This window comes from Streptomyces sp. NPDC043812 (genome assembly GCF_056436245.1).
On sequence record NZ_JBWKCY010000002.1, the window covers coordinates 209,733 to 235,170 of the forward strand.

Consider the following 25,438-nt stretch of genomic DNA (forward strand, 5'->3'; position numbering starts at 1 on the left):
GAAACGTGAAGATTCGTCATGTCCGCGCTCTTGCCGTCTTCGGAATCGCGCTCGTCGCCCTGACCGGAGCCCGCGGCTCGAACGGTGGTGGCTGCGACAACAACAGCAGCAGCTCGAGCAGTTCCAGCTCCGGCGGCAGCAGCCACCGCGACGACGACTCGTCCAGCAGCAGCGGCGGGTCCCTGCCCGGCGGTTCCTCCAGCGCCGACAAGGCCGCCCGTGACGTGACCATCGACGAGTGCAAGCTCGACGCGTCCGGCAAGAATCTCACCGCGAAGATCACCGTCACCAACAGCGACTCGCTGGACTACGACTACGACGTCACGATGAGGTTCACCGGCGGCACCGGTGGCACGGCCGTCCCCGCCACCGCCCAGGTGACCGACCTCGCCGTCGCCGCGGGTGCCTCCCAGACCACGGTCGCCACCACCCCGTACACCGGTTCCGGCGACGGCTCGGAGTACACCAAGTGCGAGGTGTCCCGCGCCGGCCGCAGCTGAGTCGCCGGACTCGCTAACGCACCTGGTACGAACCTCTGCCCCGCCCCTGTGCGAACAGCTCGGCCTGCCGCTCCGGCGGCAGGTTCCCGAGCACCACCAGGTGCGGGGCAAGCGCCAGCCCCCGGGCACGCGCACCCTCCGTGGCCGACCACACCGCGCGCACCGTCCCCTGGACGGCCTCCGTCGGGTGGGAGGCGATCACCGCGGCCGCATGCAGCGCCGCGGCTGCCGCGCCGCCCGGTTCGGTGAGCTCCGAGACCAGGCCCGTCTCGTACGCCCGGCGTGCGGACAGCCGCTCCGCGGTCCCCATCAGCGCCGTCCTCGCCACCTCGCCGGGCGGCATCCGCAGGGCCATGTGGACCGATTCGTAGGCGCTGACCATGCCGTACGTCGTGTGCGGATCGAAGAATGTCGCCTCCCGCGAGGCGATGACGAACTCGCTCTCCCCGAGCAGATAGAACGCCCCGCCGCAGGCCATCCCCTCCACCGCCGCGATCACCGGCTTCCACAGGTCGTTCGCCTTCGGCCCGATGCGGAGCAGCGGATCGTCCACCGAGTACGGGGACGAGGGCTGGGGCACGTCGGCCGAGCGGTCGATGCCCGTGCAGAACGCGGCGGTGCCGGCGCCCGTGACGACCGCCGCGCGTACCGCGTCGTCGTGCCGTAACTGCTGCCAGACAGCGGCCAGTTCGCCGGCCATCGCCAGATCGACGGCGTTGTGCTTCGCCGGCCGGTCGAGGGTGACGAGCGCGACGCCGGTGTCCTTGTCGGTCTCGACCCGGATGCTCATGCGCGTTCCAGCAGCCAGCGCGGCACGGTGATCCCCCCGCCGAAGTCGCTGAACGCGACGCGCACTCCGGCGCCGATGCGCAGCCGTGCCGGGTCGAGCGAGTTCAGCGGCGCGTCGGGCGAGGTGACGACATTGCCGACGAGGCGGATCCGGGGGGCGTCGAGGAGTTCGACGACGACCGCGTTGTACGGGGCCTGCTCCGCGTAACCGGGCAGCAGCGGCGGATGGGGGAGCACGAACGACCAGATGCGGCCCCGCCCGGACATCGCGCGCCACTCGCTGTCGAAGGATCCGCAGTGCGGGCAGCACGGACGGGGCGGGAAACGCAGCTCTCCGCAGGCGGCACCGGCGCAGGCCTGGATGCGGAGTTCACCGCGCGAGGCGTACTCCCAGAAGGGCGCGCCGTCGTCGTCGATCACCGGTTGCAGCATCTCAACTCCTCAGCAGAAGGGCCGACGTCGGTACGCCCTCGCCCGCCGTCACCAGACAGGTCCCCGCCCCCGGCACCTGGGCCGTCGATGTGCCCCGCAGCTGCTTGACGCCCTCGGTGATCAGGTTGAAACCGTGCACGTACGCCTCGCTCAGCCCGCCGCCCCCGGTGTTGAGCGGCAGCCGGCCGCCGATCTCCAGTGAACCGCCCTCGGTGAACGCCGCGCCTTCGCCGCGCCCGCAGAAGCCGTAGCCCTCCAGGGACAGCGGGATCAGGGGCGTGAAGGCGTCGTAGATCTGAGCCACGTCGACGTCGTCCGGGCCGAAGTCCGCCTGCTTCCACAGCTGTCGGGCCGCCGTCCAGGCGGGGCCGGTGAGCGGGTCGTCGTTCCAGTAGTTGACCATGCCGTGGTGCTGGGCGGGCAGGCCCTGGGCCGCCGAGTGGAGGTAGACGGGGCGCTGCCGGCAGTCGCGGGCGCGTTCGGCGCCGACCAGGACGCACGCGAGGGCGCCGTCCGTCTCCAGGCAGTTGTCGAAGAGGCACAGGGGCTCGCTGATCCAGCGGGACGTCATGTACATCTCGCGGGTCAGCGGCCGTTCGTACATCATCGCGGCCGGGTTCTGGTTGGCCCGGTTGCGGCAGGCGAGGGCGACGTTGAACAGGTGGTCGCGGGTGGCGCCGTACTCGTGCATGTAGCGGCGGGCGAGCATGCCGATCTCGTCGGAGGGCCGCAGCAGCCCGAAGGGGCGGGTCCACTGGGCAGGGGTGGGCAGCTGGACGGCCGTGTTCGTCCAGGGCCGCCGCCCCGAGCCCCGTTTGCGCGAGCGCCAGGCGACGCCGACGTTCGCCTGGCCGGTGGCGATGGCGGCGGCGAGATGGGCCAGGGTGGCGCAGGAGCCGCCGCCGCCGTAGCCCACCTTGGAGAAGAAGGTGATGTCGCCCGCGCCGACAGCCTTGGCGATCTCGACCTCGTCGGTCTCCTCCATCGTGTAGGAGGCGAAGGCGTCGACCTCGGCGGGGGCGATGCCGGCGTCGTCCAGTGCGGCGAGTACCGCCCGGCAGGCCAGGGTCTTCTCGGACTCCGGGAGATGCTTCGCGAAGGCGGTCTGTCCGATCCCGACTATTGCTGCTCGGTCCTTGAGGGTCGCCATGTGAGGGAGGGTACAGCTAATCTGACGTACCGTCAGCTACTGTGAGGGAGGCTTGCGATGCGACGCGGCGACCTTGAATGGGGCTCGATCCCGAAGCTGGTGCAGAGCGCCGCGCGGCGCCACGGGGAGCGGGAGGCCGTCGTCGACGGCCGCACCCGCGTCAGCTACGCAGAGCTCGGCGAACGCGTCGAACGGGCGGCCGCCGCCTGCATCGCCGCCGGCGTCGAGAAAGGCGACCGGGTCGCGATATGGGCCCCGAACACCCTCGACTGGATCGTCTCCGCGCTCGGCGCCGTGAGCGCGGGAGCCGTTCTCGTCCCCCTCAACACCCGCTTCAAGGGCACCGAGGCCGCCTACGTCCTCCGGCGCTCCCGCGCCCGTCTGCTCTTCGTCACCGGCACCTTCCTGGGCACTTCGTACGTCGCCTCCCTGCGCCGCGCAGACATGGAACTGCCCGATCTCGAACAGGTGGTGGTCCTCGCCGACAGCGCCCCCGACGACCCCGGCTACCGCACCTGGAAGGACTTCCTCGCCGGCGGCGACACCGTCACCCCGGACCGGGTCCGCACCCGCGCCGACACCGTCACCGCCGCCGACCCGTCCGACATCGTCTACACCTCCGGCACGACCGGCCGGCCCAAGGGTGCAGTCATCACCCACGCCCAGACCCTGCGCTGCTACGACCTGTGGAGCGAACTCGCCGGGCTGCGTGAGGGCGACCGCTATCTGATCGTGAACCCGTTCTTCCACACCTTCGGCTACAAGGCGGGCATCATCGCCTGCCTCACCCGCGGCGCGACGATGGTGCCGCAGCCCGTCTTCAACGTGGACACGGTCCTCGCCAACATCGCCGCCGAGCGCATCTCGGTACTGCCCGGACCGCCGACCCTGCACCAGTCACTGCTCGACCACCCCTCCCGCGACCAGCACGATCTGTCCGCGCTGCGGCTGGTGGTGACCGGCGCAGCCGTCGTCCCGCTCCGCCTCGTCGAGCGACTGCGCACCGAACTGCGCATCGCGACCGTACTGACGGCCTACGGCCTCTCCGAGGCGAGCGGCATCGTCACGATGTGCCGCCGGGGCGACGACCCGGCCACCGTCGCCACCACCTCGGGCCGCGCGATCCCCGGCACGGAGATCAGCGTGCTCGCCGCGCAGGGCGAACCGGGCGAGGTCCTGGTCCGCGGGCACAACGTCATGCAGGGCTACTTCGAGGACCCGGACGAGACCGCCCGCGCCATCACGCCGGACGGCTGGCTGCGCACCGGGGACGTGGGCGTGCTGGACGAGGCGGGCAACCTCCGCATCACCGACCGGATCAAGGACATGTTCATCGTCGGCGGCTTCAACGCCTACCCCGCGGAGATAGAGCAACTGCTCGGCCTGCACCCGGACATCGCCGACGTCGCGGTCATCGGCGTGCCGGACGGCCGGCTCGGTGAGGTGGGCAAGGCGTACGCGGTCCGCCGCCCCGGCTCCACTCTCACCGCGGACGACGTGATCGCCTGGTCGCGCCGCGAGATGGCGAACTACAAGGTGCCCAGGCAGGTTGAGTTCGTCGCCGAACTGCCGCGCAACGCGAGCGGCAAGGTGGTGAAGACGGAGCTCCGGGCCCGGCAGGAAGACTAGGCCATGTCCGCCGGACACGCCCCGGGTCACGACAGCCGGACCCGGTCCCGGTTCAGCCGTGCAGACGGACCGGGATCTCCTGCCAGCCGTACGCGATGAACGACGGAACCTGCGTCAGCTCGTCCGGCTTCACGGCCAGGGCGAGGTCCGGGTAGCGCTCGAACAATGCGGGCAGCGCGGTGATCGCCTCCATGCGTGCCAGCGGCGCTCCGATGCACCGGTGCACGCCGATGCCGAACGACATGTGGTCGTCGGCGGCGCGGGTGGCGTCGAAGGCGGCCGCGGTCTCGCCGTAGTGCGTCGGGTCGTTGCCCGCCGCCGCGTACGTGGTGAGGATGGCGTCGCCCGCCGGGATGGTGATCCCTTCGACCGTAATGTCCGAGACTGCGAACCGCAGTGGCAGGCTCGCGATCGACGGGTGCACGCGCAGCACCTCGTCGATCACCTGGTCCCAGCTGATCTCTCCCGCGCGCACGGCGGCGAGCTGGTCCGGGTGCCGGAGCAGGGCGACGACCGCGTTGCCGATCAGATTGACCGTCGTCTCGAAGCCCGCGCCGATGACCAGCAGCAGCGTGTAGAGCAGCTCCTCGTCACCGAGCCGGTCGCCGCCGTCCCTGACCTTGATCAGTTCGGTGGTCATGTCGTCGCCCGGGTGCTCGACCTTGTGGGCGATGAGCGAGCCCAGGACCGTGCCGATCTGCTCCTGGACCCAGGCCGCGCGCTCCGGGCTCGGGTCCGAGGTGTCCATGAGGGCGGCGATGAGCCGGCCGGTGTCCTCGTGCAGATGCGTGGGGACACCGAACAGCTCGCAGATCATCTGCATCGGAAGCGGATGCGCGAACAGGGCCTTCACATCGACGACCGCCCCGTCGGCACCCGCCGCCTCGACCTCGGCCAGCAGTCCGGCGGTGAGGGCCTCCACCCGGTCGCGCATCGCCTCGGTACGCCGGGCGGTGAAGCTGGGGGCGACGAGCTTGCGCAGCCGGGTGTGGTCGGAACCGTACGTGGACAGCATGTTGATCACGCCGACCCAGCCGAGGATCCAGCCCCATTCGGGGTGTTCGCCGATCGTGGGGAAAAGCGACCAGTGCTTGCGCGGATCCTTGGACACCTGCGGGTCGAGGATGAGGGCTTTGAGGGTGTCGTATCCGGTGGGTGCCCAGGCGGGGATGCCACCGGGCAGTTCGACGGGCACGACGGCGCCGATGGAGCGCAGCCGGGCGCTCTCGGCGACGATGTCGGCGCCGAAGGGGTCGATGGCCACACGGGTGGACACGGTCATGCGCGGTCTCCTGCCTGATCGGGAGTACGGGGGGTGAAACGGACGGGCAGCGCCGTGAGTGAACGGTGGAACGGCCCCGGCCGCCAGGTGAGGTTCTCGCGGGGTACGACCGGCTCCAGGTCGGGGAGCCACTGGGTGAGGCGTTCCACGGCCTCGGTCGCGATCAGCAGGGTGGGTTGCTTGACCGGGCAGGAGTGCGGGCCGGCTCCCCAGGACATGTGGGAGGCGTCGTGCGGATGGTGGGAGCCGGCGAAGTCCTGTTCGGAGAAGCGGGCCATCGCGCCGAAGGAGATGACGATCGGGACGGCGGCCCGCAGCCACATCCCGTGGAAGCTCATCGGCTCACGGGCGAAGTGGATGCCGTAGTTCGACAGCGGGGTCTCGTAGCGCAGCACCTCCATGACCGCGTCCATGACGGGCCGCGAACCGGAGGTGAGAGTGGAGTAGTAGTCCGGGTTTCCCAGGATGCGCGACAGCGCGTTGGAGACCAGGTTCGCGGTCGGTTCATGGCCGGCGCCGAGGGTGAGGAACACCTGCCAGGTGACCTCCTCGGGCGTCAGCGCGAGGGGGTGGTCGAGGAGCCGGCTGGTGAGGTCCGGACCGCGTTCGGCCATCTTGGCGCCGATCAGCTCCATGACGTACCTGCCGTACTCGGCCTCACCCGCGGCCGCCCGCTCGCCGCCCTCCATCATCTCCCCGAGCGCGGCGTCGAGACGGCCGGATTCGCTGTCGGGCAGACCGAAGAGGTTGTTGAAGATCAGCGCCATCATGGGGCGGGCGAACTGGCCTACCAGGTCCGCCTGTCCGTCGGGCCCGAACCGGGACACCAGGATGTCCACGGCACGGTGCACCCGCTCCCGCAGGTCGTGCGGCTCGATCAGGTCGAAGGCGTCGAGGATCGTACGGCGGAAGCGGGTGTGCTCCTCGCCGTCCGAGAACAGGGCGTTGGGCCGCCAGCGCATCATGCCGAGGACCGGCGAGTCCTCGGAGACCGTCGCCTCCCAGGGGCGTGGATCGACGGAGAACGACTCGGTGTCGTGCAGCAGGTCGAGCGCGGCACGGCGGTCGGTGACGACGTACGCGGGGACACCGGGGGCCAGTTCGGCCCAGCCGACCGGTCCCTGCGCCCTGAGGGTTGCGTAGTAGCTGTGCGGATCGGCGGCGAAGCCCTCCTCCCACAGCCTGACCGGCGCGGAGAGGGAGAAGGCGTCGGCACGGGCGGGGTAGGCGTTCACCGGGCCTCCGGCTGCGGGGAGTTGCGGTCGATGAGGTGCTGGACGAGGGCGAGGAGTGCGTCCACGGAGGCGTTGGTGTCGCGCGCGTCGCAGGTGACCAGCGGGGTGCCGGGCTCCAGGTCGAGGGCGCGGCGCAGAGCCTGCTCGCTGTACTGCCGGGAGTCGGGGAACGTGTTGAGTGCGACCGCGTACGGCAGCCCGGACTCCTCGACGAGCCCGAGGACGTCGAAGGAGTCGTCGATACGGCGGGTGTCGACGAGGACGAGGGCGCCGAGCGCCCCGTAGGCGATGTCGTCCCACAGCGCGCGGAAGCGTTCCTGGCCGGGGGTGCCGAACAGGTAGAGCACGATGCTGTCGCCGAGGGAGACCCGGCCGAAATCGATGGCGACGGTGGTCGTGGTCTTGTCCCGTACGCCGGCGAGATCGTCGACGGTGACCGACGCCTCGGTCAGATGCTCCTCGGTGTGCAGCGGGCGGATCTCGGACACCGAGTCGATCAGGGTGGTCTTGCCGACGCCGAACGGGCCGGTGACGAGGATCTTCACCAGCTCGCGTGCGGTGTCGGGCAGATGCAGCCCGCGGTCGCGGGAGGGCGGGCTGAGCAGCTGGTCAGAGCTTGAGGGCGCGGAGGCCATCGGCCACTCTCTTCAACAGGTCACGGTCGGGCAGGGCGGCGGAGGGTACGGGCGGGCGCGCGCTCACCAGTCCCTGGTCGATCAGGGCGGCGGCGAGCACCCGCACGGCGGAGACCGGCAGTTCCAGCAGGGCCGCCGTCTCCACGACGGTCAGCGAGCCACCGTCGAGCGTCTGCAGCAGGGCGAGCTGGGCGGCGGGCAGACCCGCGGGAGCGGGGCCGCCGGCGCCGGTGAGCACGGACAGGCGCTCCAGGCTGTTGCGGCTGGGTCTGGCCACCCCGCCGGTGGAGAGGTAGGCGGGGACCAGCGGGCGGCCGCTCCGGCGGCCCGTCATACCGGCCGGTCGCCGTCGGCTCCGCGGGGCGCGGCGGCCATGGCCTTCTCCCCGAGGCGCGCCACCTGGGAGTGGACGCGGTGACCGAGGAGGTCGAGACGCACGTCGGGGTCGCCGTAGGCGGCGACGCAGGTGCCGTGGTCGGTGGGCGCGACGAGGATGTAGCCGTGGTCGGACTCGACGACGACCTGGCGCAGCTGGGCGGCGTCGGCATCGGCGAACGCGGCGGCGGCCGTGCGGCAGGCACCCTGCACCGTCGAGACGATCGCGGCGACGCGTTCGGCGGATTCCTGCGCGAGGGCCGCGGAGAAACCGGAGACAAGACCGTCCCGGGTGAGCAGGACGGCGGCCCGCACATGCGGGATCTCCAGGATCGGATCGAGCACCCAGGCCGTGTCACCGGTCTCGCGGCTGGTCATCGGGGATCGCTCCGTTCGGCGTCGGCGGCCCTGCGGGCCGCGAGGGTGGCGGACTGCAGGGCACCGAGGGCCGCGGCGGACTCCTCGGGGGTGCGCGTGGGGGCCTTCTCGGGGACGGCCTCGGACTCGGGGAGGGCGCGCGTACGGCGGCGGCGCTGCGGCAGGGCGTCCTCGTGCGGGTCGGCTGGGCGCTCGCGTACGAGGTCCTGCGCGGGCACCCGGCCCAGCTCCGGCTCGTGTTCCCCGGCCCGCCGGGTGGAGGGCGCGGCGCTCGCCGCGGGCGGGCGCAGGACGGGGTCGATGTGCGAAAGCAGATGGCTCCTGACGAGCACGATCGCGCGGACGCCTCCGTACGGAGAGGGCGTCGACAGATCCACGGACAGGTCGAACTGCCGTGTCAGCTGCCCGATCGCGGCGAGCCCCATACGAGGCGGATCGCCGAGGTCGGCGAGCAGGATCGGGTCGGTGCCGGCCACCATCCGCTGGGCGTGGGCCCGTTCGTCGCGTGCCATGCCGACCCCGGCGTCGTCGATGGTGACGGTCACGCCGTGGTGGGCGCGTTCGAGACTGACGGTGACGGCGGTGTCGGGGGAGGAGTGGCGCAGCGCGTTGTCGAGGAGTTCGGCGACGATGATGGCGACCGGCTCGACGGCGTGGGACACGAGGGCGGTGCCCGGTTCCAGGTGGTGGTGGACCTGGACGCGGTGGTAGCCGACGAGCCGCGCCTGGCCGCCGGTGACGGCGTCGACGAGGTGCGACTCCTCGCGGGCCAGCCCGACCCAGGCCCCGCAGACGACGGCGGCGACCTGCGCGCGGCGGAGGGACTGCTCGTTCTCGTGGTCGAGGGCGTAGAGGGTCGCCGCGAGTTCGGGGTCGTCGTAGCGCTGCTGGAGTCCGCGGAGCACGTCCTGGAGACGGTAGAGGCCGGCCTGGATCTCGCGAGTGGTGCCGCGCATTCCGGCGCGGGCCGCGGCGTCGACGCGCTTGCGCTCCTGCGCGATGCAGGTACGCAGACGCTCGAGCACGGCGTCGGTGCCCTCGCCGGACGGGCCGAGCGGCCCGGGGACCTGCACATGCGGGTGGGCGGTCCGTGTGGCCTCGGCCGGCATGCGCGTGCTCGCAAGATGGGCGACCTCGGCGGCGAACGCGGCGCCCGCACGGTCGAGTTCGTGCCGTGCGGCGTCGAGGTGGGATCTCAGGGCCTCGATCTCGGCGCGCTGCCGGTCCCGCGCCTTCCGGGAGCGGACGAGTCCGCCGCCGAGGACGAACGCCGACAGTGTCCCGGCGGCCAGGCCACCGAGGGCCAGCTCCGGTATCTCGATCATGAGTGTGGACCTCGGGAAGGCAGGGGGGTGTGATCCGCTTGGCGGGACGGACCCGCCAAGTACACACCGCCGCCGAGCGATTGCGCTCGGTTTCCGCACAAGATCCTTTTGGAATTGTCCGAACGGGGGCCAGTTCTGGACGAATGTCTGAGTGTGTGTCAGGACACAGTCCGCGTCAGGAGGATGGGAAACACGCCAACGGCCGCGACGGCTCCCCCTCCGCGCCGCCGCGGCCGTTCCCCGTCGAAGTGGCGTCAGATCACGGCTTCGGCGGGGCCGGGATGTGGTTGTCCATCGTCGTGATGGTCCCGTCCTTGGGCGGCGCGGGAATGTGGTTGTCCATCGTGCTGATGGTGTCGTCCTTGGGCGGGGCCGGGATGTGGTTGTCCATCGTCGTGAAGGTCCCGTCCTTCGGCGGCGCGGGAATGTGGTTGTCCATCGTCGTGATCTCGTCGCGGTTCTGCTCGTTCGTGCTCACGTTGTCCCCCGTGGGATCGTGCCGATGACTGAAGGTGGACTTCCGCCCGGCGACTCCCCCGAGGGCCGCCGGACAGAAGGCCTGGGACCTGTCGACCTCGAAGGAGGTGAAGGTCCGGTGATCCGCCTGCCCCCCGATAGCGGCGGATGCGATGCGCTTGAGCATGTCGGATGAGCATAAACAAATGCTGAACGCGCAGCCGAGGGCTTTTCTCATGCCGCCGCGAGAGGCGACAGCAGTGTCCGCACCTGGTCCGCCTCGGCCGCGCCCAGCTGCTCGTAGACGGAAAGTGCCTCGCGCCAGCACGCGCGGGCGCGGTCCGTCTGGCCGAGAGAGTGCAGCGCCCTGCCGAGCGTCGTGAGGACGTTGCCCCGCATCCGGTCGCCGCCGATGCATCCGCTGGCAAGGGCCTGTTCGGCGTGCTGAGCGGCGACAGCCGGCTTGTGGACCCTCAGGTACGCGTCGGCGATACGGAAGTGCGTGGTGCCCTCCCAGAGCCGCTGCCGGTCCTCGGCGAATATGTGCAGCGCATCCGCGAACTGCTGCAGTGCCTCGGCATGGCGGCCTGCGTGCGTCAGGGCGACGCCGAGGGCGTACATGCCGTTGGCGAGGCGCACCGTGAGCCCCATGCCGTCGTAGATGGCGATGCCCTGCTGGGCGAGGTCTATCGCACTGGACGTGCGTCCCAGCAGGAGATGCACGCGGGACAGATTGCACAGCGCCGTTGCCGCGCCGGGGAGGTTCCCGTCGGCACGGTATCCGTCAACGGCCTTCAGCAGATGCTGTTCCGCGTCCTCGTACCGCTCCTGCGTGTAGGCGATGATCCCCCGGTCGTTGTCCGACCAGGAGACCGGTGCGGTGTCCCCCGCCTCGACCGCGAGCAACCGGGCGCTGCAGGCCTCCTCGTCGGCCTCGTTGTAACGTCCCGCGACCAGGTGGGCATTGGCCAGCGTCGTCCGGGCGCGTCCCTCGGCGCGCGTGTCCCCGGCGGTGCGCGCGGCATCCCGGGCCGTCAGCGCCGCCGACTCGTACTGCTTCGAGTTGGCGCCCGACTCCGCCAGATCCTTTGCCGCCCAGAGCAGGTCCACCGCACGGCGCAGACCGGCGCCGCTCGTGGCCTGGCGGGCGCAGGCCAGCAGGCAGTTCGCCTCCGCGTACAGCCAGTCGAGAGCGGCCTGCCGGTCGGCGAACGACAGACCCGCGCCGCCCGTCGGCTCCAGGTGGTCCACGAGCCGGTCGCCCGGCCGCTCGATCGCGTACACCCGCGCCGCCGTCGCCAGATAGAAGTCCAGCAGCCGCGACAGCGCCGCCCCGCGCTCCGCCGGAGGCTGTTCGTCCCGCTCCGCGCAGGAACGCGCGTAGAGGCGCACGAGGTCGTGGTACCGGTACCGGCCCGGCGCGGCGGACTCCAGCAGCGAGGTGTCGACCAGCGCCTCCAGCAGGTCCTCCGTCTCGTGCAGCGGCAGGTCCAGCACCGCCGCGGCTGCTGCCAGCGACATGTCAGGGCCGTCCGCAAGGCCCAGCAGGCGGAAGGCCCTGGCCTGGGCCGGTTCGAGCTGGCCGTAGCCCAGCTCGAACGTGGCCTTCACCGCCAGGTCGCCCGCCTGGAGTTCGTCCAGCCTGCGCCGCTCGTCGGCGAGCTTCGCGGCCAGCACCGAGACCGTCCAGGTGCGCCGCGCCGCCAGCCGCGACGCCGCGATGCGGATCGCCAGCGGCAGGAAGCCGCACGCCGCGACCACGTCCAGCGCCGCTTCCCGTTCCGCGCCCACCCGTTCCGCGCCGACGATGAGGGTGAAGAGCTGGAGCGCCTCCTCGGGGGACATCACGTCCAGGTCCACCAGGTGCGCGCCCGCCAGGTCGACCATCCGCACCCGGCTGGTGATCAGGGCCGCGCACCCGGCCGTGCCCGGCAGCAGGGGGCGGATCTGCGCCGCGTCCCGCGCGTTGTCCAGCAGCACCAGTACCCGGCGGCCGTCCAGCGTCGAGCGGTACAGCGCGGCCCGTTCGTCCAGAGTGTCCGGGATCGCCGAGTCCGCCGTGCCGAGCGCCCGCAGGAACGCGCCGAGCACGGTCTCCGGCTCGGCGGCCCGGCTGCCCGCGCCCTGGAGGTCGACGTAGAGCTGGCCGTCGGGGAAGTGGGGGCGGGCCTGGTGGGCCAGATGCACGGCGAGTGTCGTCTTGCCGACGCCCCCGATCCCGGCGAGCGCGGACACCGCCATCACCGAGCCCTCGGCGCCGGCGAGCTGCTCACCGAGCTCCGTCACGAAGGCGGCACGGCCGGTGAAATCGGGGACCGTGGCGGGCAGTTGGGCCGGGCGTGTGACCTTGGGGGCGGGCTTGGACTCCTCGACCGGCCGGGCAAGCTCCGCATCCGCCTGCAGGATGCGCTGCTGGAGGCGGGCGAGCTCGGGCCGCGGGTCGACGCCCAGTTCGTCCGCGAGGAGACGGCGTGTGTCCGCGTACACCGCGAGCGCCTCGGCCTGCCTGCCGCTGCGGTACAGCGCGAGCATCAGCAGCTCGCGCAGCCGCTCCCGCAGCGGATGCTCGGCGGTGAGCGCCGTCAGCTCGGAGACGGCCTCGGCATGGCAGCCGACCTCCAGATCGAGGTCGAGCCGGGTCTCCAGCAGCGTCAGACGCCATTCCTCCAGCCAGGCGCGCTGGTTCTCCGCGTACGGCCCCGGGACGTTGGCGAGCGGTTCGCCGTCCCACAGGCCGAGCGCCTTGTCGATCAGCGTGCGCGCCTGACAGCGGTCGGACGCGGCACGGGCCTTGTCCGCCTCCGCCGCCAACTCCTGTGCCAGGGAGAGGTCGAGGGCGCCGTGCCCGATCCGCAGCGCGTATCCACCGGACTCGCTCACGAGCGCGTCGCCGGCGAGAGCCTTGCGCAGCCGGGAGGCGTACGTACGGACGGCGGCGAGTGCCTGCGAGGGCGGTTCCTCGCCCCAGAGCGCGTCGATCAGCTCCCCGGCGGTGGCAGTGCGTCCGTCGCGCAGCAACAGGGCGGCGAGCAGGGCCTGCTGCTGCGGTGAGCCGGGCGGCAGCGTCTGCGCGCCGCGCCTGACCCGCACCGGGCCGAGGACGCTGAAGTGGAGCTCGGCGGCGTCACTGCGCAGCGGAGCGCGCTGGTTCGGTACGCGTGGCCCGCTGTCACGGTCCATTGGCTGCCCCCTGCCCGTACTGCCGGAAATCGCCCTCGACAGTCTGCCCTGTGGGGGGCGGCCCCGTCAGCAGCGGGGCACCTCCGTCTCCCGCCTGCCCATGTGAGGCTCGTCCCAACCCTGATCAGGGACGATAGACCTTTCCGGGCTCCGGCTCGGCGGGCGCGAGCAGCTCCGGGACCGTGACGAAGGTGTAACCGCGCTTCTTCAGCTCGTCGATGATGCCGGGGACGGCGGGCACGGTTCCGTCGTAGATGTCGTGGAGCAGGATGATGCCGTCGCGGCCGGCCTGGTCGAGGATGCGCTTCTCGATGAGCGCGGAGTCGGTGGTCGAGAAGTCCTTGGCGGTGGCGCTCCACAGGATCTGGGAGAGGCCGAGCTCCTTGCTCACCGCCGTCACGTCGTCGTTGATACGGCCCTGGGGCGGGCGCATCAGACGGGGCTTCTTGCCGGTGATGTCGGCTATGGCGTCCTGGGTGCGGCCCAGTTCGTCCCGTATCTCGTCCTTCTCCAGCTGATCGAGGCGCTGGTGGGTCCACGTGTGGTTGGCGACCTCGTGGCCCTCGGTGGCGAGGCGGCGTACGACGTCGGGGTGCTTGAGGACGTGGTTCTTGCCGAGCAGGAAGAAGGTGGCGTGGACCTTCTTCTCCTTGAGGGTGTCCAGGAGTTCCGGGGTGTCCTTGCCGGGGCCGGCGTCGAAGGTCAGGGCGATGCACTTGGCCTTCGAGCAGTCCACGGCGGGTTCGGCCCCGACACCCTTGCCGCTGCCGAGCGGCTTGCCGTCCGACAGCGGGGCACCGGCGTCCACGGCGTCCTCGCGGGCGTCGGCGGGTGAGGTGGTCTCCAGGGAGCAGCCGCCGAGGACGAGCGCGAGCGAGGCGGCGGCCAGGGCGGAGACAACCCGGGACCGGTGTTTGTACGTCTTGGCAGGCATGACGAAGTTCCCCCGTGTGTGGTCGGTGCGTGCGGGCGCGCGGAATGCGGAGCGTTGCCGCTGGTCGGTCGTACGCCCGTACTATACACACGATGTATAGACGCAGTGCATAGTGAGCAGAATGGATGCGGCGGCTCCGCGTTCCGAGGGCTCCGCAGTAGCTGACGAACCGTCAGATCGGCGCTACCGTGAAACCATGGAGACCTTCCCCAAGATCATCTCGGTGGACGACCACACGGTGGAGCCCCCCAACGTCTGGCGGGACCGGCTCCCGTCCAAGTACCGCGACACAGGCCCCCGCATCGTTCGGGCACCCCTGAAGGAAATGACCTTCCTGGGAGGGAAGTTCGCCCCCGTGATGGGTGCACCCGGCGACGACGGGCCGATCGGCGACTGGTGGGTCTACGAGGACCTGCACCGGCCGCTCACCCGCCTTGACACCGCTGTCGGCTACGACCGCGACGAGATCAAGTTGGAGATCATCACCTACGAGCAGATGCGGCCGGGCTCGTACAGCGTTCCGGACCGGCTCGCCGACATGGACGTCAACCACGTCCAGTCCGCCCTCTGCTTCCCGACCTTCCCCCGCTTCTGCGGGCAGACCTTCACCGAGGCGGCGGACAGGGAGCTCGGGCTGCTGGGCGTCCGCGCCTACAACGACTGGATGGTCGAGGAGTGGTGCGGCCCGGCCGCGCAGGGGCGGCTGATCCCGCTGACCCTCGTCCCGCTGTGGGACGCCCGCCTCGCCGCCGACGAGGTCCGCCGCAACGCGGCACGCGGGGTGCGGGCCGTGGCCTTCTCCGAGATACCCCCGCACCTGGGGCTGCCGTCCATCCACGCCGACGACTGGGACCCCTTCCTCGCGGCATGCGCCGAGACGGGCACGGTCATCGCCATGCACATCGGTTCCTCGTCGCGGATGCCGTCCACCTCCGCGGACGCCCCGCCGGCGGTCGGATCGACGATCACCTTCGCCAACTGCTGCTTCTCGATGGTCGACTGGCTGATGAGCGGCAAGTTCGAACGCTTCCCCGGCCTGCGGATCATGTACGCGGAGGGCCAGATCGGCTGGATCCCGTACATCCTGGAACGCGCCGACGTGGTCTGGGAGGAGAACCGCGCGTGGGGCGGCGTCGCCGACAAGGTCACCCGCCCGCCCTCGGAACTCTTCGCCGAGCACATCTACGGCTGCTTCTTCGACGACGCGTTCGGCCTGAAGAACCTGGACGCCATCGGCGTGGGCAACGTCCTGTACGAGACGGACTACCCGCACTCCGACTCGACCTGGCCGAAGTCCAAGGAGGTCGGCGAGTCCCAGATGGGCCACCTGGCGCCGGACGTGGTGGACCGCATCGTGCGCGGCAACGCGATCGAGCTGCTGGGCCTGACGGACGACGGCCTGTGGGCGGGCCCGGGCGCGGCCTGAGGCGCTCCTCGTCACGCGGCCCGCCCTGAGGCGGGCCCGGGCGCGTGATCAACGTGCCGGCGGCGGGCCGGCCGCGCCGGGGATCAGACCCCGACGCGGTCCAGCGCGGGCAGGAACTGGTCGTAGAAGCCCGCCTTGAGCTGAAGGGCCCGCTCCTCCAGTTCACGGAAGCAGTCGGTCGAAGCCTCGCGGGCGAGGAGTTCGGTCACCCGCGTGGCCAGACGATCGGAGTGGGTGCCGGACAGCAGGGACACCGTCGCGAGGGAGTGGGTCTTCGCGTCGTGGACGTGGTGCGGGTAGTAGAAGCGCGAGCGGTTCTCGCCCTCGTGCGTCAGCAGCGGCCCCATCCGCTCCCACAGCTTGCCGTACTCGACGGAGACCAGGACCTCGCCCCAGAACCGCAGGATCGTCAGCAGCCGCAGGTCGGCGTTGTCATGGCCGCCCGAGTCGGCGATCAGCTCGAAGGTGTCGGTGATGACCCGCTGCGTGGCAGCTGTCGGCCTCGACTCCACCAGGGCTGCCCTGGACACCCCGAGCCGGTACAGGTCCTCCGTCATGTCCTCGCGGTGGGAGCGTGTGTGTCCGTGGCTGTCCGGATACTCCTCGCGCAGGATGATCCGGGCGATCCGCAGGCCCGCCTCGTCACGCAGCAGGTCGATCGCCAGGTCGTAGGAGGGGGTGAACGCGAGCGACACGAAACGTCGCTGAAGCAGGACCGCGGCGAAGTCGTCGTCCGGCAGCAGCGTGATGTTCGCCAGTACCGGATGCTCCTCGAACCGCTCGATCAGCATGTTCTCGAACTCGTCCAGATCGCGCATGGCCGTACCTTTCCATGGATCACAGGCTGATGAGTCTGATCGAAGCGCGCCAGTCGCGCAGGTCCACATCGCTGCCGATGCTCCACAGAGTGTTCAGCTCCCGCTGGACCTCCTGACCCATCACGGTGTCGCCGCCGTCGACCTCGATCTGGGTGGAGTCGATGGCGAGTTGGCCGTGCAGGAACGAACTGACCAGAAAGTGTTCGTCGGCCTTGTACACGGCGGTCGACGGCAGGGAGTTGTACACCCGCACCTGGAGCCGCGGCCGGTCCTCCTCCCGGATCCCCAGGTTGAGCTCCGCGAGGCCGGCCAGACACCCTTCCACGCTCGCCTTCACATCCGCCGCGAGCGCAGGATCCCGCACGGTCCGCAACGCCTCGTCGCGCAGCCCGGCGACGGGCGACGACGGGTGCAGCAGCATGATGCGCACAGGGACCCGCTGGTCGACGACGGCCTTCTCCAGCGCCCGCTTGATGTGGTGCAGGTTGGGGATCCAGGTCTGCAGGATGGTCACCTCCTGCCCGGCGCCCTCCACGAACCCGTTGAACTCCTCTTCGGGGAAACGCCGGTGCACCCTGACGAGGCCGCCGTAGTGCTCCTGCCTGAGTCGCCGTGCGACGGCGCCGATGTCCAGTTGGGACAGCTGTGCCTGGACGTTGTCGTCCAGCCTGGTGAGCTGCTCCTGGACGTCGTCGAGTTTCCTCAACCGGTCGATCTCCAGCAGGAGGAACACGGTGACCGTGCTCAGGATGAGCAGCGTGACCTTCGGGAGCGCGCCCCCGGGAGCCAGCGCATCGAGCCACCCGAAGAGATCGGCGAGTAACACCACGACGCCCGATGCGGCCATCAGGGACAGCGCGATCCGCTCCACCCGATAGCGAATGTCGCTGCCCATGCCACTCCAGCCCCCGGCCCTGCCCTTGTCGCCGACGACGGTATAACGCGGCCTCGCCGGCAAGGGGACGTTGCCCTGAATTCGACCTTCGTACGGGTGGTGCGCCCGCATCCGATCGCGGTGAACGGCGTTTCCCACGGCGGCCCGTGCCAATTGCGTTGAGCGCCCGCGCACCCCCGTGCTACCCCTATCGGGTTCACGAATCGGAAGGAGCCGTACGGTCATGGTGCTCGGACAACTGGTGACACTGCGGGCAATGGGTCCCTCGGACGCGGAGGCGCTGTGGCGCTGGAACCACGACCCGGAGGTCGTGCGGTGGATGGACGACAACCATCCGTCGACGCCGGAGCACGTCGAGAAGTGGCTGACCGAACGCCCCCGCAACACGTACGGCGACCTGCTCCTCGGCATCGAGGCCACCGCCGACGCCCGCCTCATCGGCCTGGTCGTCCTGCGGGACGCCGAGCCGGAGACCGGCATCGCGGAGCTGGACATCTACCTCGGCGAGAAGGAGTACTGGGGCAAAGGCTACGCGACGGACGCGATGCGCACGGTGTGCCGCTACGGCTTCGACCAGATGCGCCTCCACAAGATCACCCTGACGGTTGCCACGGAGAACCACGCCGCCCAGCAGGTCTACAAGAAGGTGGGCTTCGTCGAGGAGGGCCGCCTGCGCCAGACCTTCCGCCGGGACGGCAAGTGGCACGACCAGTTCACGATGGGCCTGTTGGAGGGCGAGCTCCGTGAGGGGTGAGCGGCCGTCTTCGGCGGTACGTGTACGCGGAGTCCGGCGACGCCGGACTCCGCGTACACGTACCGGCGCGCCCGCATTCGCACCTCACCCCCGCCCGCACGCCCGCTTTCGCGCAGCGTCGCCGCGCGGGAGCATCAGGGCATGACGCTCTCCCTCGCCGAAGCCGACAAGATCCTCGCCGACAATTTCGCGCCCTGGGTCCTGGAACTGGGCCTGTCCGTCCAGGAGACGGGCGATCTGCATGCCGTCCTGCGGCTGCCCTGGTCCGACCGGCTGGCGCGGGAGGGCGGCGGGCTGTCGGGGCAGGCGCTCATGGCCGCGGCCGACACCGCGACCGTGATCGCCGTGTCCTCGGCCCGCGGCGGCTTCGTCCCGATGACGACCGTCCAGCAGTCCAGCTCCTTCCAGCGTGCCGTCGTCGGGGCGGACGTTCTCGTCGATGCCCGGATCACCAAGCTGGGCCGGCGGATGGCGTTCGCCGACATCACCCTGACCGCCGAGGGTGCGGACGGCCCGGCCGCCCGGGCCTCCACCGTCTACGCGCTCCTGGGGTAGCCGAGACTCTTGTCTGATGGGCCGTCAAGGAAGACGATGGGGCCCGCCATCGTTTATGACGCACCGTCAGATACGAGGAGTCGAGGTGCCCCATGGTCGCCTACGGGATGCAGCTCCCGGTCCAGTCCCAGAGCACCCTCTACGCCGAGTCCTGGGAGGTCGAGGCCGGGCCCGGCGAGCTCGTCGAGATCGCCCGGGCCGCGGACCGGGCCGGGTTCGCGTACATCGCGAGCTGCGACCACGTCGCCATCCCGCGGCGGCTCGCGGACGCCATGTCCACCGTCTGGTACGACCCGGTTGCCACGCTCTCCTTCCTCGCCGCGGTCACCAAGCGGGTGCAGCTGCTCAGTCATGTCGCCGTCGTGGGGCTGCGCCATCCGCTGCTGTCCGCCAAGCAGTACGCGACCGTGGACCATCTCTCCGGCGGGCGGCTGGTGCTCGGCGTCGGGGCCGGGCATGTGCGGGAGGAGTTCGACGCGCTGGGCGTCGACTTCGAGGCACGCGGACCCGTGCTGGACGAGAGCATCGACGCGCTCAGGGCGGCGCTCGGCGCGGAGGAGTACCCCGAGTTCGCCGGGGAGCGGTTCGCCTTCAAGGATCTCGGGCAGCGCCCCCGGCCCGTCCAGGCCCGCGTCCCCGTCTGGGTCGGCGGGTCCTCGCCCGCCGCCGTGCGCAGGGCCGCACTCAGGGGTGACGGCTGGCTCCCGCAGGGCGATCCGCGCGACAGGCTGCCCGCGCAGATCGCCCGCATCCGGGCGCTGCGCGAGGGCGCCGGGATCGAGGCGCCGCTCACGATCGGCGCCATCACCGAGCCCCTGTATGTCGGCGAACCCGGCTGGCGCACGGGCCGTCGCACGCTCACCGGCAAGCCCGAGGCCCTTGTCGAGTCCCTGCGTGCGTACACCGTGATGGGCGTGGACCAGATCCAGGTCCGCTTCCGCAGCCGAAGTGTCACCGAACTGACCGACCAGATGGCGGCGTTCGCCGCCGACGTGGCCCCGCACCTCACGTGACCTAGGAGTCGGCATGGGCAAGCTGGACGGACGCGTCGTGTTCATCACCGGCGCGGCACGCGGACAGGGCGAGCAGGAGGCCCGGCTGTTCGCCGCGGAGGGCGCGAGGGTGGTCCTCGCGGACGTGCTGGACGACCAGGGGGAGGCGCTCGCCAAGGAGCTGGGCGCCCACTATGTCCACCTGGATGTGAGCCGGGAGGAGGACTGGGCCGCGGCGGTCGCCTCGGCGAAGGCCGCCCACGGCCGGATCGACGGACTGGTCAACAACGCCGGCATCCTGCGCTTCAACGAGCTGGTCTCCACCCCTCTGGAGGAGTTCCAACTGATCACGCAGGTCAACCAGATCGGCGCGTTCCTGGGGATCAAGGCGCTCGCGCCCGAGATCGAGGCGGCCGGCGGCGGGACGATCGTCAACACGGCCTCGTACACGGCGCTCACGGGCATGGCCTACGTCGGCGCGTACACCGCCTCCAAGCACGCGATCCTGGGGCTGACCCGGGTCGCCGCGCTGGAGCTCGCGGCCAAGGGGATACGCGTGAATGCGGTGTGCCCGGGGGCCGTGGACACCCCGATGAGCAATCCGGAGGGTACCGATCCGGGCGCCATCGACGAGCTGTACCGCACGCTCGTGCCACTCGGCCGGGTCGGGCAGCCGGAGGAGGTCGCCAAGCTCACGCTCTTCCTGACCAGCGAGGACTCCTCGTACATCACCGGTCAGCCGTTCGTCATCGACGGCGGGTGGCTGGCCGGCGTCAGCGTTCTCTGACGCTCCATCAGGTATTGACTGTCCGGGCACCCGGTGGAACAGTCGACCCATCCAGATCTGACGATCCGTCAGAAACTATAAGGCGGTGAACCCCCTTGGAATTCGGCCTCTTCGTCCAGGGCTACCTCGGCAAGCGCGCCGAGACCGACCCCCTCGCCGAGCACAAGGCGCTCATGGAGGAGACCGAGTACGTCATCCACGCGGACAAGTCCGGGTTCAAGTACGCCTGGGCCTCCGAGCACCACTTCCTGGAGGAGTACTCCCACCTCTCGGCCAACGACGTCTACCTCGGCTATCTCGCCCACGCCACGGAGCGCATCCACCTGGGTTCGGGCATCTTCAACCCCCTCGCCCCGGTCAACCACCCGGTCAAGGTCGCCGAGAAGGTCGCCATGCTCGACCATCTGTCGGAGGGCCGCTTCGAGTTCGGTTCCGGCCGCGGAGCCGGCTCCCACGAGATCCTCGGGTTCATGCCGGGCATCACCGACATGAACCACACCAAGGAGATCTGGGAAGAGACGATCACCGAGTTCCCCAAGATGTGGCTGCAGGACGAGTACGTCGGCTTCCAGGGCAAGCACTGGTCCCTGCCGCCGCGGAAGATCCTGCCCAAGCCGTACGGCAAGGCCCACCCCGCCATGTGGTACGCGGCCGGTTCCCCGTCCTCGTACGCCATGGCCGGGAAGAAGGGCCTCGGCGTGCTGGGCTTCAGCGTCCAGAAGGTCTCCGACATGGAGTGGGTCGTCGAGTCGTACAAGACGGCGGTCAAGGAGGCCAAGGCGGTCGGCGCGTTCGTCAACGACAACGTGATGGTGACATCGACGGCGATCTGCGCGGAGACGCACGAGCGCGCGGTCGAGATCGCGGTCGGCGGCGGGCTCAACTACCTGCAGTCGCTGCTGTTCCGCTACCACGACACGTTCCCGCGGCCGGAGGGTATCCCGGAGTGGCCGGAACTGCTGCCGGAGTACACGGCGGAGATCATCGAACTCCTGATAGCCGAGGAGCTGATGATCTGCGGCGACCCCGGTGAGGTGCTGCAGCAGTGCAAGAGGTGGGAGCAGGCGGGGGCTGACCAGTTGTCCTTCGGGCTGCCGATCGGGGTGTCGTACGAGGACACGATGACGACGATCCGCCTGATCGGCGAGCACGTGATCCCCCAGATCGACACGGACCCGGTCCACCGCACGACCCGTTTCCGCGAAGCGGCGTGACAGCTCTCGTGGCGCCGTGACCGGGGGCTCGGCCCCAGGACCCCGCGCTCGGCGCGGTACGGGTCCGGGCCGGGCACGGCTTCGGGAAAGGCCGGGGAGGGGAACGGCCCCGCGCAGCGGCCCACCCGCACTGCACCGCTCCGCGCCCACCCCACCCGTACGGGCGGCGTCTTCCCGGACCGCCACCCGTACCCGGCCCGGCCGGCGTGCGCAGCCTTCGCGGCCGAAGCAGCCGCGCACCCGGCCGGGCCACGCACCGACCCACCACGCCCCGAAGGGACGCCACGCATGCTCGACCACCTCATCCGGCGCGCGACCGTCGTCGACGGGACGGGCGCCCCCGCGTACCCGGCCGACGTCGGCATCGGCGAGGACGGCCGCATAGCCGTCATCGCCCCACCGGGCACCGTCACCGAGCCGGCCCGCACCGCCGAGGACGCCGACGGTCTCGTCCTCGCCCCCGGCTTCGTCGACCCGCACACCCACTACGACGCCCAGCTCTTCTGGGACCCGTACGCCACGCCGTCGCTCAACCACGGTGTCACCACCGTCGCGGGCGGCAACTGCGGATTCACCCTCGCCCCCCTCCATCCCGACCGACCTGAGGACGCCGACTACACCCGGCGGATGATGTCGAAGGTCGAGGGCATGTCCCTGGTCGCCCTCGAAGAGGGCGCGCCCTGGAGCTGGCACAGCTTCGGCGAGTACCTGGACGCCCTCGACGGCCGTACGGCTGTCAACGCGGGGTTCATGGTGGGACATTGCGCCCTGCGTCGTCACGTCATGGGCCCGGACGCCGTCGGTGGACAGCCCACACCCGAGCAACTCCGGGAGATGCTCGACCTGTTGCACGACGCCATGGACGCCGGAGCCTGGGGCCTTTCCACCACCCAGTCGTCCACCCATTCCGACGGCGACGGCCGGCCCGTGGCCTCCCGGCACGCCCGGCCCGACGAGCTGATCGCCCTGGCCCGGGCCGTCGGCGAGCACGAAGGGACACAGCTCGAGGCCATCGTCGCGGGCTGCCTCGACCAGTTCGCCGACGAGGAGATCGACCTCCTCGTCGAGATGAGCGCCGCCGCGGGGCGGCCGCTGAACTGGAACGTCCTCACCGTCGACGCCGCCGTCCCCGAACGCGTACCCCGCCAGCTGGTCCCCTCCGAGCGGGCCCGCAAGGCCGGCGGCCGGATCGTCGCGCTCACCATGCCGATCCTCACACCGATGAACATGTCGCTCGGGACCTTCTGCGCGCTGAACCTCATCCCCGGCTGGGGCGAGATCCTCTCCCTCCCGGTCCCCGAGCGGATCGCGAAGCTCCGCGACCCGGACGTGCGCGCGGAGATGCTGCGCCGTGCCGCCTCCAAGGAGGCCGGGGTCTTCCGCCGCCTGGCAAACTTCGGCCGCTATGTCATCGGCGACACGTACACGAAGGAGAACGAGGGCTTGACGGGCCGGGTCGTCGGCGACATCGCCGCCGAACGCGGCCAGGACCCGTTCGGTTGCCTCGTCGAGATCTGTGCCAACGACGGCCTGCGTACGGTCCTGTGGCCGATGCCCTCGGACAACGACCCGGCCTCGTGGACGCTGCGGGCCGAGACATGGCAGCACGAGGACGTGCTGCTCGGCGGCTCCGACGCGGGCGCGCACCTGGACCGCATGTGCGGGGCGCCGTACACGACCCGCTTCCTCGGCGACTGTCTGCGCGGCCGCAGGCTGGTGGGACTGGAGGAGGCGGTGAAGATGCTCACCGACGATCCGGCGCGGCTGTTCGGCCTGCGGGAACGCGGCCGGGTCCTGGAGGGCTGGCACGCGGACCTGGTGCTGTTCGACCCGGAGCGCATCGACGCGGGCCCGGCGACGCTCGTGCACGATCTCCCCGGCGACAGCCCGCGGCTGGACGCGAAGGCGCTCGGCATCGTGTCGGTACGGGTCAACGGTGTCGAGACGATCAGGGACGACGTGGTCACCGGCGCCGTGCCGGGCACCGTGCTGCGTTCGGGACGCGACACCAGGACGGTGAGCACCCGGTGACGCAGAGGCTGTTCATCGGCGGTGAGTGGACCGAACCGGACGGTGGTCACTACGAGGTGATCGACCCCGCCACGGAGGAGACCGTGGGTCTCGCCCCCGAGGCGAGCCGCGCCCAGGTCCACGAAGCGGCGGCAGCCGCCCGCGAGGCGTTCCCGGCGTGGTCCCGAACGGCTCCCGAGGAACGGGCAGCGATCCTCGACCGGGCCGCGGAGATCATCCAGCGGAACGCGGACGCGTACACCGTGCTCGCCCGCGCCGAGAGCGGCGCGACGACCGCCACCGCGCGCGGCATGCAGGTCGCGGTCGGAGCCGCCCGCTTCCGCAGATACGCGAAGGGCGCGCTGGAGCCGGTCGAGCACGCGCTGCCCCCGCAGATCAACGCCGCGGGCCCGATGGGGAAGGCCGGTGTCTTCGGCGCGCTGGCGGTACGCCGCCCGGTGGGGGTCGTCACCTGCATCACCTCGTACAACAACCCGTGGGCGAACCCGGCGGGGAAGGTCGCGCCCGCGCTGGCCATGGGCAACACGGTCGTCGTCAAGCCGGCCCCGCAGGACCCGTTGTCCGTGTACCGCATGGCCGAGGCGCTGCAGGAGGCCGGCGCCCCGCCCGGCACGGTGAACGTCGTGACGGGGTCGGCGCCGGGCGTGGGCGAGGCCGCCGTCGACTCGCCGGACGTCGACATGGTCAGCTTCACCGGTTCGACGGCGGTCGGGCAGCGCATCGGGGAGATCTGCGGCCGGGACATGAAGCGCCAGCTGATGGAACTCGGCGGCAAGGGCGCGGCGCTCGTCCTCGACGACGCGGACGTGGCATCGGCGGTGCGCGGGATCGGCACGACGTTCTCCTTCTACAGCGGTCAGATCTGTACCGCGCCGACGCGGGTGATCGCACAGCGCGGCGTGTACGACCGCGTCGTCGAGGGGCTCGCCGCGTACGCGGGCCGGCTGGGCGTCGGCGATCCGTGCGACCCCGCGACGGTCGTCGGCCCCGTCATCTCCGCGGCGCACCGCGACCGAGTGGAGTCGTATGTCGAACTGGGCCGCAAGGAGGGGGCGCGTCTGGTCGCGGGCGGGGAGCGCCCTGCGCTCGACCGGGGCTTCTACGTCGCCCCCACGCTCCTCGCGGACTGTACGAACGACATGCGGGTGGTCCGGGAGGAGATCTTCGGACCGGTGGTGGTCGTGGTCCCGTGCGACGACGAGGACGAGGGCATCGCGCTCGCCAACGACAGCGACTACGGGCTGATCGACTACGTGTGGTCGGGCGATGTGGCGCGCGCGTTCCGGGTGGCGGGCCGGCTGAGGGCGGGCGGTGTCGGCGTGAACACCGTCGGCCGCAACATGGAGGCGCCCTTCGGCGGTTTCAAGAGGAGCGGGGTCGGGCGGGACGTGGGCTCGTATGCGCTGCATGCGTACAGCGAGCTGCAGGCGGTGGTCTGGCCGGGGTGAGGGCCGGGGTGATGGCGGGTCGAGAACGCGGGGTGGGGACGCGGGGTGGGGACGCGGGGTGGGGACGCGCCTGGGGGCGCGGGGAAATCGTCGCGGGAAATTTTGAAATCGGACGAATCGGTCAGAGCTGCGGTTCTCGCAATGGAGGCCAACGGATGGTCTGCCTTGAGAAGTGCCATCGCGTTTCCGGTGTGGGCTTTTGATTGCCGATGAATTCC

General features: G+C 70.8%; 24 protein-coding genes. 10 read left to right on the forward strand and 14 right to left on the reverse strand.

Going from position 1 to position 25,438, the window contains the following annotated elements; all coding sequences use genetic code 11:
- The first annotated feature begins 5 nt into the window (after window positions 1-5).
- On the forward strand, window positions 6-500 hold the full coding sequence (locus tag AC067Z_RS03640; RefSeq protein WP_478787775.1) for a hypothetical protein: 495 nt from the start codon (window positions 6-8) through the stop codon (window positions 498-500).
- A gap of 13 nt (window positions 501-513) precedes the next feature.
- On the opposite strand, the gene AC067Z_RS03645 is transcribed toward AC067Z_RS03640, so the two are convergent.
- The 3 genes from AC067Z_RS03645 to AC067Z_RS03655 are packed head-to-tail and all read right to left on the reverse strand — an operon-like array spanning window position 514 to window position 2,871.
- Entirely contained in the window at window positions 514-1,290 is a 777-nt protein-coding gene (locus AC067Z_RS03645; RefSeq protein ID WP_478787776.1) for an enoyl-CoA hydratase/isomerase family protein, read from the reverse strand.
- A complete protein-coding gene (locus tag AC067Z_RS03650; protein WP_478787777.1) occupies window positions 1,287-1,721 on the reverse strand; it encodes a Zn-ribbon domain-containing OB-fold protein in 435 nt (144 codons plus the stop codon). The genes AC067Z_RS03645 and AC067Z_RS03650 overlap by 4 nt, the downstream gene beginning before the upstream one ends.
- Before the next feature lies 1 nt (window position 1,722).
- Window positions 1,723-2,871: a lipid-transfer protein gene (locus tag AC067Z_RS03655; RefSeq protein WP_478787778.1), complete on the reverse strand. Its 1,149-nt coding sequence runs from the start codon at window positions 2,869-2,871 to the stop codon at window positions 1,723-1,725.
- 57 nt (window positions 2,872-2,928) lie between these two features.
- Here AC067Z_RS03655 and AC067Z_RS03660 point away from each other — a divergent pair, with 57 nt between their 5' ends.
- Window positions 2,929-4,500, forward strand: coding sequence for a FadD3 family acyl-CoA ligase (locus tag AC067Z_RS03660; protein WP_478787779.1), 1,572 nt, complete (start codon window positions 2,929-2,931; stop codon window positions 4,498-4,500).
- A 52-nt stretch (window positions 4,501-4,552) separates the two neighbouring features.
- Here AC067Z_RS03660 and AC067Z_RS03665 read toward each other — a convergent pair whose 3' ends face one another.
- From AC067Z_RS03665 to AC067Z_RS03705, 9 genes are all read right to left on the reverse strand, one after another.
- A complete protein-coding gene (locus AC067Z_RS03665; protein ID WP_478787780.1) occupies window positions 4,553-5,782 on the reverse strand; it encodes a cytochrome P450 family protein in 1,230 nt (409 codons plus the stop codon).
- Window positions 5,779-7,017: a cytochrome P450 family protein gene (locus tag AC067Z_RS03670; protein ID WP_478787781.1), complete on the reverse strand. Its 1,239-nt coding sequence runs from the start codon at window positions 7,015-7,017 to the stop codon at window positions 5,779-5,781. Before AC067Z_RS03670 ends, AC067Z_RS03665 begins: the two co-directional genes overlap by 4 nt.
- Entirely contained in the window at window positions 7,014-7,652 is a 639-nt protein-coding gene (locus AC067Z_RS03675; RefSeq protein WP_478787782.1) for a GTP-binding protein, read from the reverse strand. Before AC067Z_RS03675 ends, AC067Z_RS03670 begins: the two co-directional genes overlap by 4 nt.
- Window positions 7,627-7,986, reverse strand: a complete 360-nt coding sequence (locus AC067Z_RS03680; protein ID WP_478787783.1) for a DUF742 domain-containing protein — start codon at window positions 7,984-7,986, stop codon at window positions 7,627-7,629. Before AC067Z_RS03680 ends, AC067Z_RS03675 begins: the two co-directional genes overlap by 26 nt.
- Entirely contained in the window at window positions 7,983-8,405 is a 423-nt protein-coding gene (locus AC067Z_RS03685) for a roadblock/LC7 domain-containing protein (RefSeq protein ID WP_478787784.1), read from the reverse strand. The genes AC067Z_RS03680 and AC067Z_RS03685 overlap by 4 nt, the downstream gene beginning before the upstream one ends.
- On the reverse strand, window positions 8,402-9,730 hold the full coding sequence (locus AC067Z_RS03690) for an ATP-binding protein (RefSeq protein ID WP_478787785.1): 1,329 nt from the start codon (window positions 9,728-9,730) through the stop codon (window positions 8,402-8,404). Before AC067Z_RS03690 ends, AC067Z_RS03685 begins: the two co-directional genes overlap by 4 nt.
- Window positions 9,731-9,989: 259 nt before the next feature.
- The gene (locus tag AC067Z_RS03695; protein WP_478787786.1) at window positions 9,990-10,373 is read right to left on the reverse strand and encodes a hypothetical protein; all 384 of its coding nucleotides are present in this window, start codon (window positions 10,371-10,373) and stop codon (window positions 9,990-9,992) included.
- A 47-nt stretch (window positions 10,374-10,420) separates the two neighbouring features.
- On the reverse strand, window positions 10,421-13,366 hold the full coding sequence (gene afsR, locus AC067Z_RS03700) for an SARP-family global regulator AfsR (RefSeq protein ID WP_478787787.1): 2,946 nt from the start codon (window positions 13,364-13,366) through the stop codon (window positions 10,421-10,423).
- Between the two features lie 124 nt (window positions 13,367-13,490).
- Entirely contained in the window at window positions 13,491-14,300 is an 810-nt protein-coding gene (locus AC067Z_RS03705) for a polysaccharide deacetylase family protein (RefSeq protein WP_478787788.1), read from the reverse strand.
- A gap of 196 nt (window positions 14,301-14,496) precedes the next feature.
- Here AC067Z_RS03705 and AC067Z_RS03710 point away from each other — a divergent pair, with 196 nt between their 5' ends.
- Window positions 14,497-15,726: an amidohydrolase family protein gene (locus tag AC067Z_RS03710; RefSeq protein WP_478787789.1), complete on the forward strand. Its 1,230-nt coding sequence runs from the start codon at window positions 14,497-14,499 to the stop codon at window positions 15,724-15,726.
- An 83-nt stretch (window positions 15,727-15,809) separates the two neighbouring features.
- On the opposite strand, the gene AC067Z_RS03715 is transcribed toward AC067Z_RS03710, so the two are convergent.
- Together AC067Z_RS03715 and AC067Z_RS03720 are read right to left on the reverse strand one after the other, a co-directional pair.
- Window positions 15,810-16,544: a hypothetical protein gene (locus tag AC067Z_RS03715; protein WP_478787790.1), complete on the reverse strand. Its 735-nt coding sequence runs from the start codon at window positions 16,542-16,544 to the stop codon at window positions 15,810-15,812.
- Window positions 16,545-16,563: 19 nt separating this feature from the next.
- A complete protein-coding gene (locus AC067Z_RS03720; RefSeq protein WP_478787791.1) occupies window positions 16,564-17,439 on the reverse strand; it encodes a hypothetical protein in 876 nt (291 codons plus the stop codon).
- Between the two features lie 223 nt (window positions 17,440-17,662).
- Between AC067Z_RS03720 and AC067Z_RS03725 the strand changes: the two genes are divergently transcribed.
- The 7 genes from AC067Z_RS03725 to AC067Z_RS03755 all read left to right on the forward strand — a co-directional run bounded on the left by AC067Z_RS03725 (window position 17,663) and on the right by AC067Z_RS03755 (window position 25,220).
- A complete protein-coding gene (locus tag AC067Z_RS03725) occupies window positions 17,663-18,193 on the forward strand; it encodes a GNAT family N-acetyltransferase (RefSeq protein ID WP_478787792.1) in 531 nt (176 codons plus the stop codon).
- 141 nt (window positions 18,194-18,334) lie between these two features.
- Complete coding sequence (locus tag AC067Z_RS03730) at window positions 18,335-18,748, forward strand: PaaI family thioesterase (protein WP_478787793.1); 414 nt, start codon at window positions 18,335-18,337, stop codon at window positions 18,746-18,748.
- Between the two features lie 92 nt (window positions 18,749-18,840).
- The gene (locus AC067Z_RS03735; RefSeq protein WP_478787794.1) at window positions 18,841-19,761 is read left to right on the forward strand and encodes an LLM class F420-dependent oxidoreductase; all 921 of its coding nucleotides are present in this window, start codon (window positions 18,841-18,843) and stop codon (window positions 19,759-19,761) included.
- Window positions 19,762-19,774: 13 nt separating this feature from the next.
- A complete protein-coding gene (locus AC067Z_RS03740; protein WP_478787795.1) occupies window positions 19,775-20,527 on the forward strand; it encodes an SDR family NAD(P)-dependent oxidoreductase in 753 nt (250 codons plus the stop codon).
- Window positions 20,528-20,622: 95 nt separating this feature from the next.
- Window positions 20,623-21,741, forward strand: coding sequence for an LLM class flavin-dependent oxidoreductase (locus tag AC067Z_RS03745; RefSeq protein ID WP_478787796.1), 1,119 nt, complete (start codon window positions 20,623-20,625; stop codon window positions 21,739-21,741).
- Window positions 21,742-22,029: 288 nt separating this feature from the next.
- On the forward strand, window positions 22,030-23,772 hold the full coding sequence (locus AC067Z_RS03750) for an N-acyl-D-amino-acid deacylase family protein (protein WP_478787797.1): 1,743 nt from the start codon (window positions 22,030-22,032) through the stop codon (window positions 23,770-23,772).
- A complete protein-coding gene (locus AC067Z_RS03755) occupies window positions 23,769-25,220 on the forward strand; it encodes an aldehyde dehydrogenase family protein (RefSeq protein WP_478787798.1) in 1,452 nt (483 codons plus the stop codon). Before AC067Z_RS03750 ends, AC067Z_RS03755 begins: the two co-directional genes overlap by 4 nt.
- Window positions 25,221-25,438: the final 218 nt, after the last annotated feature.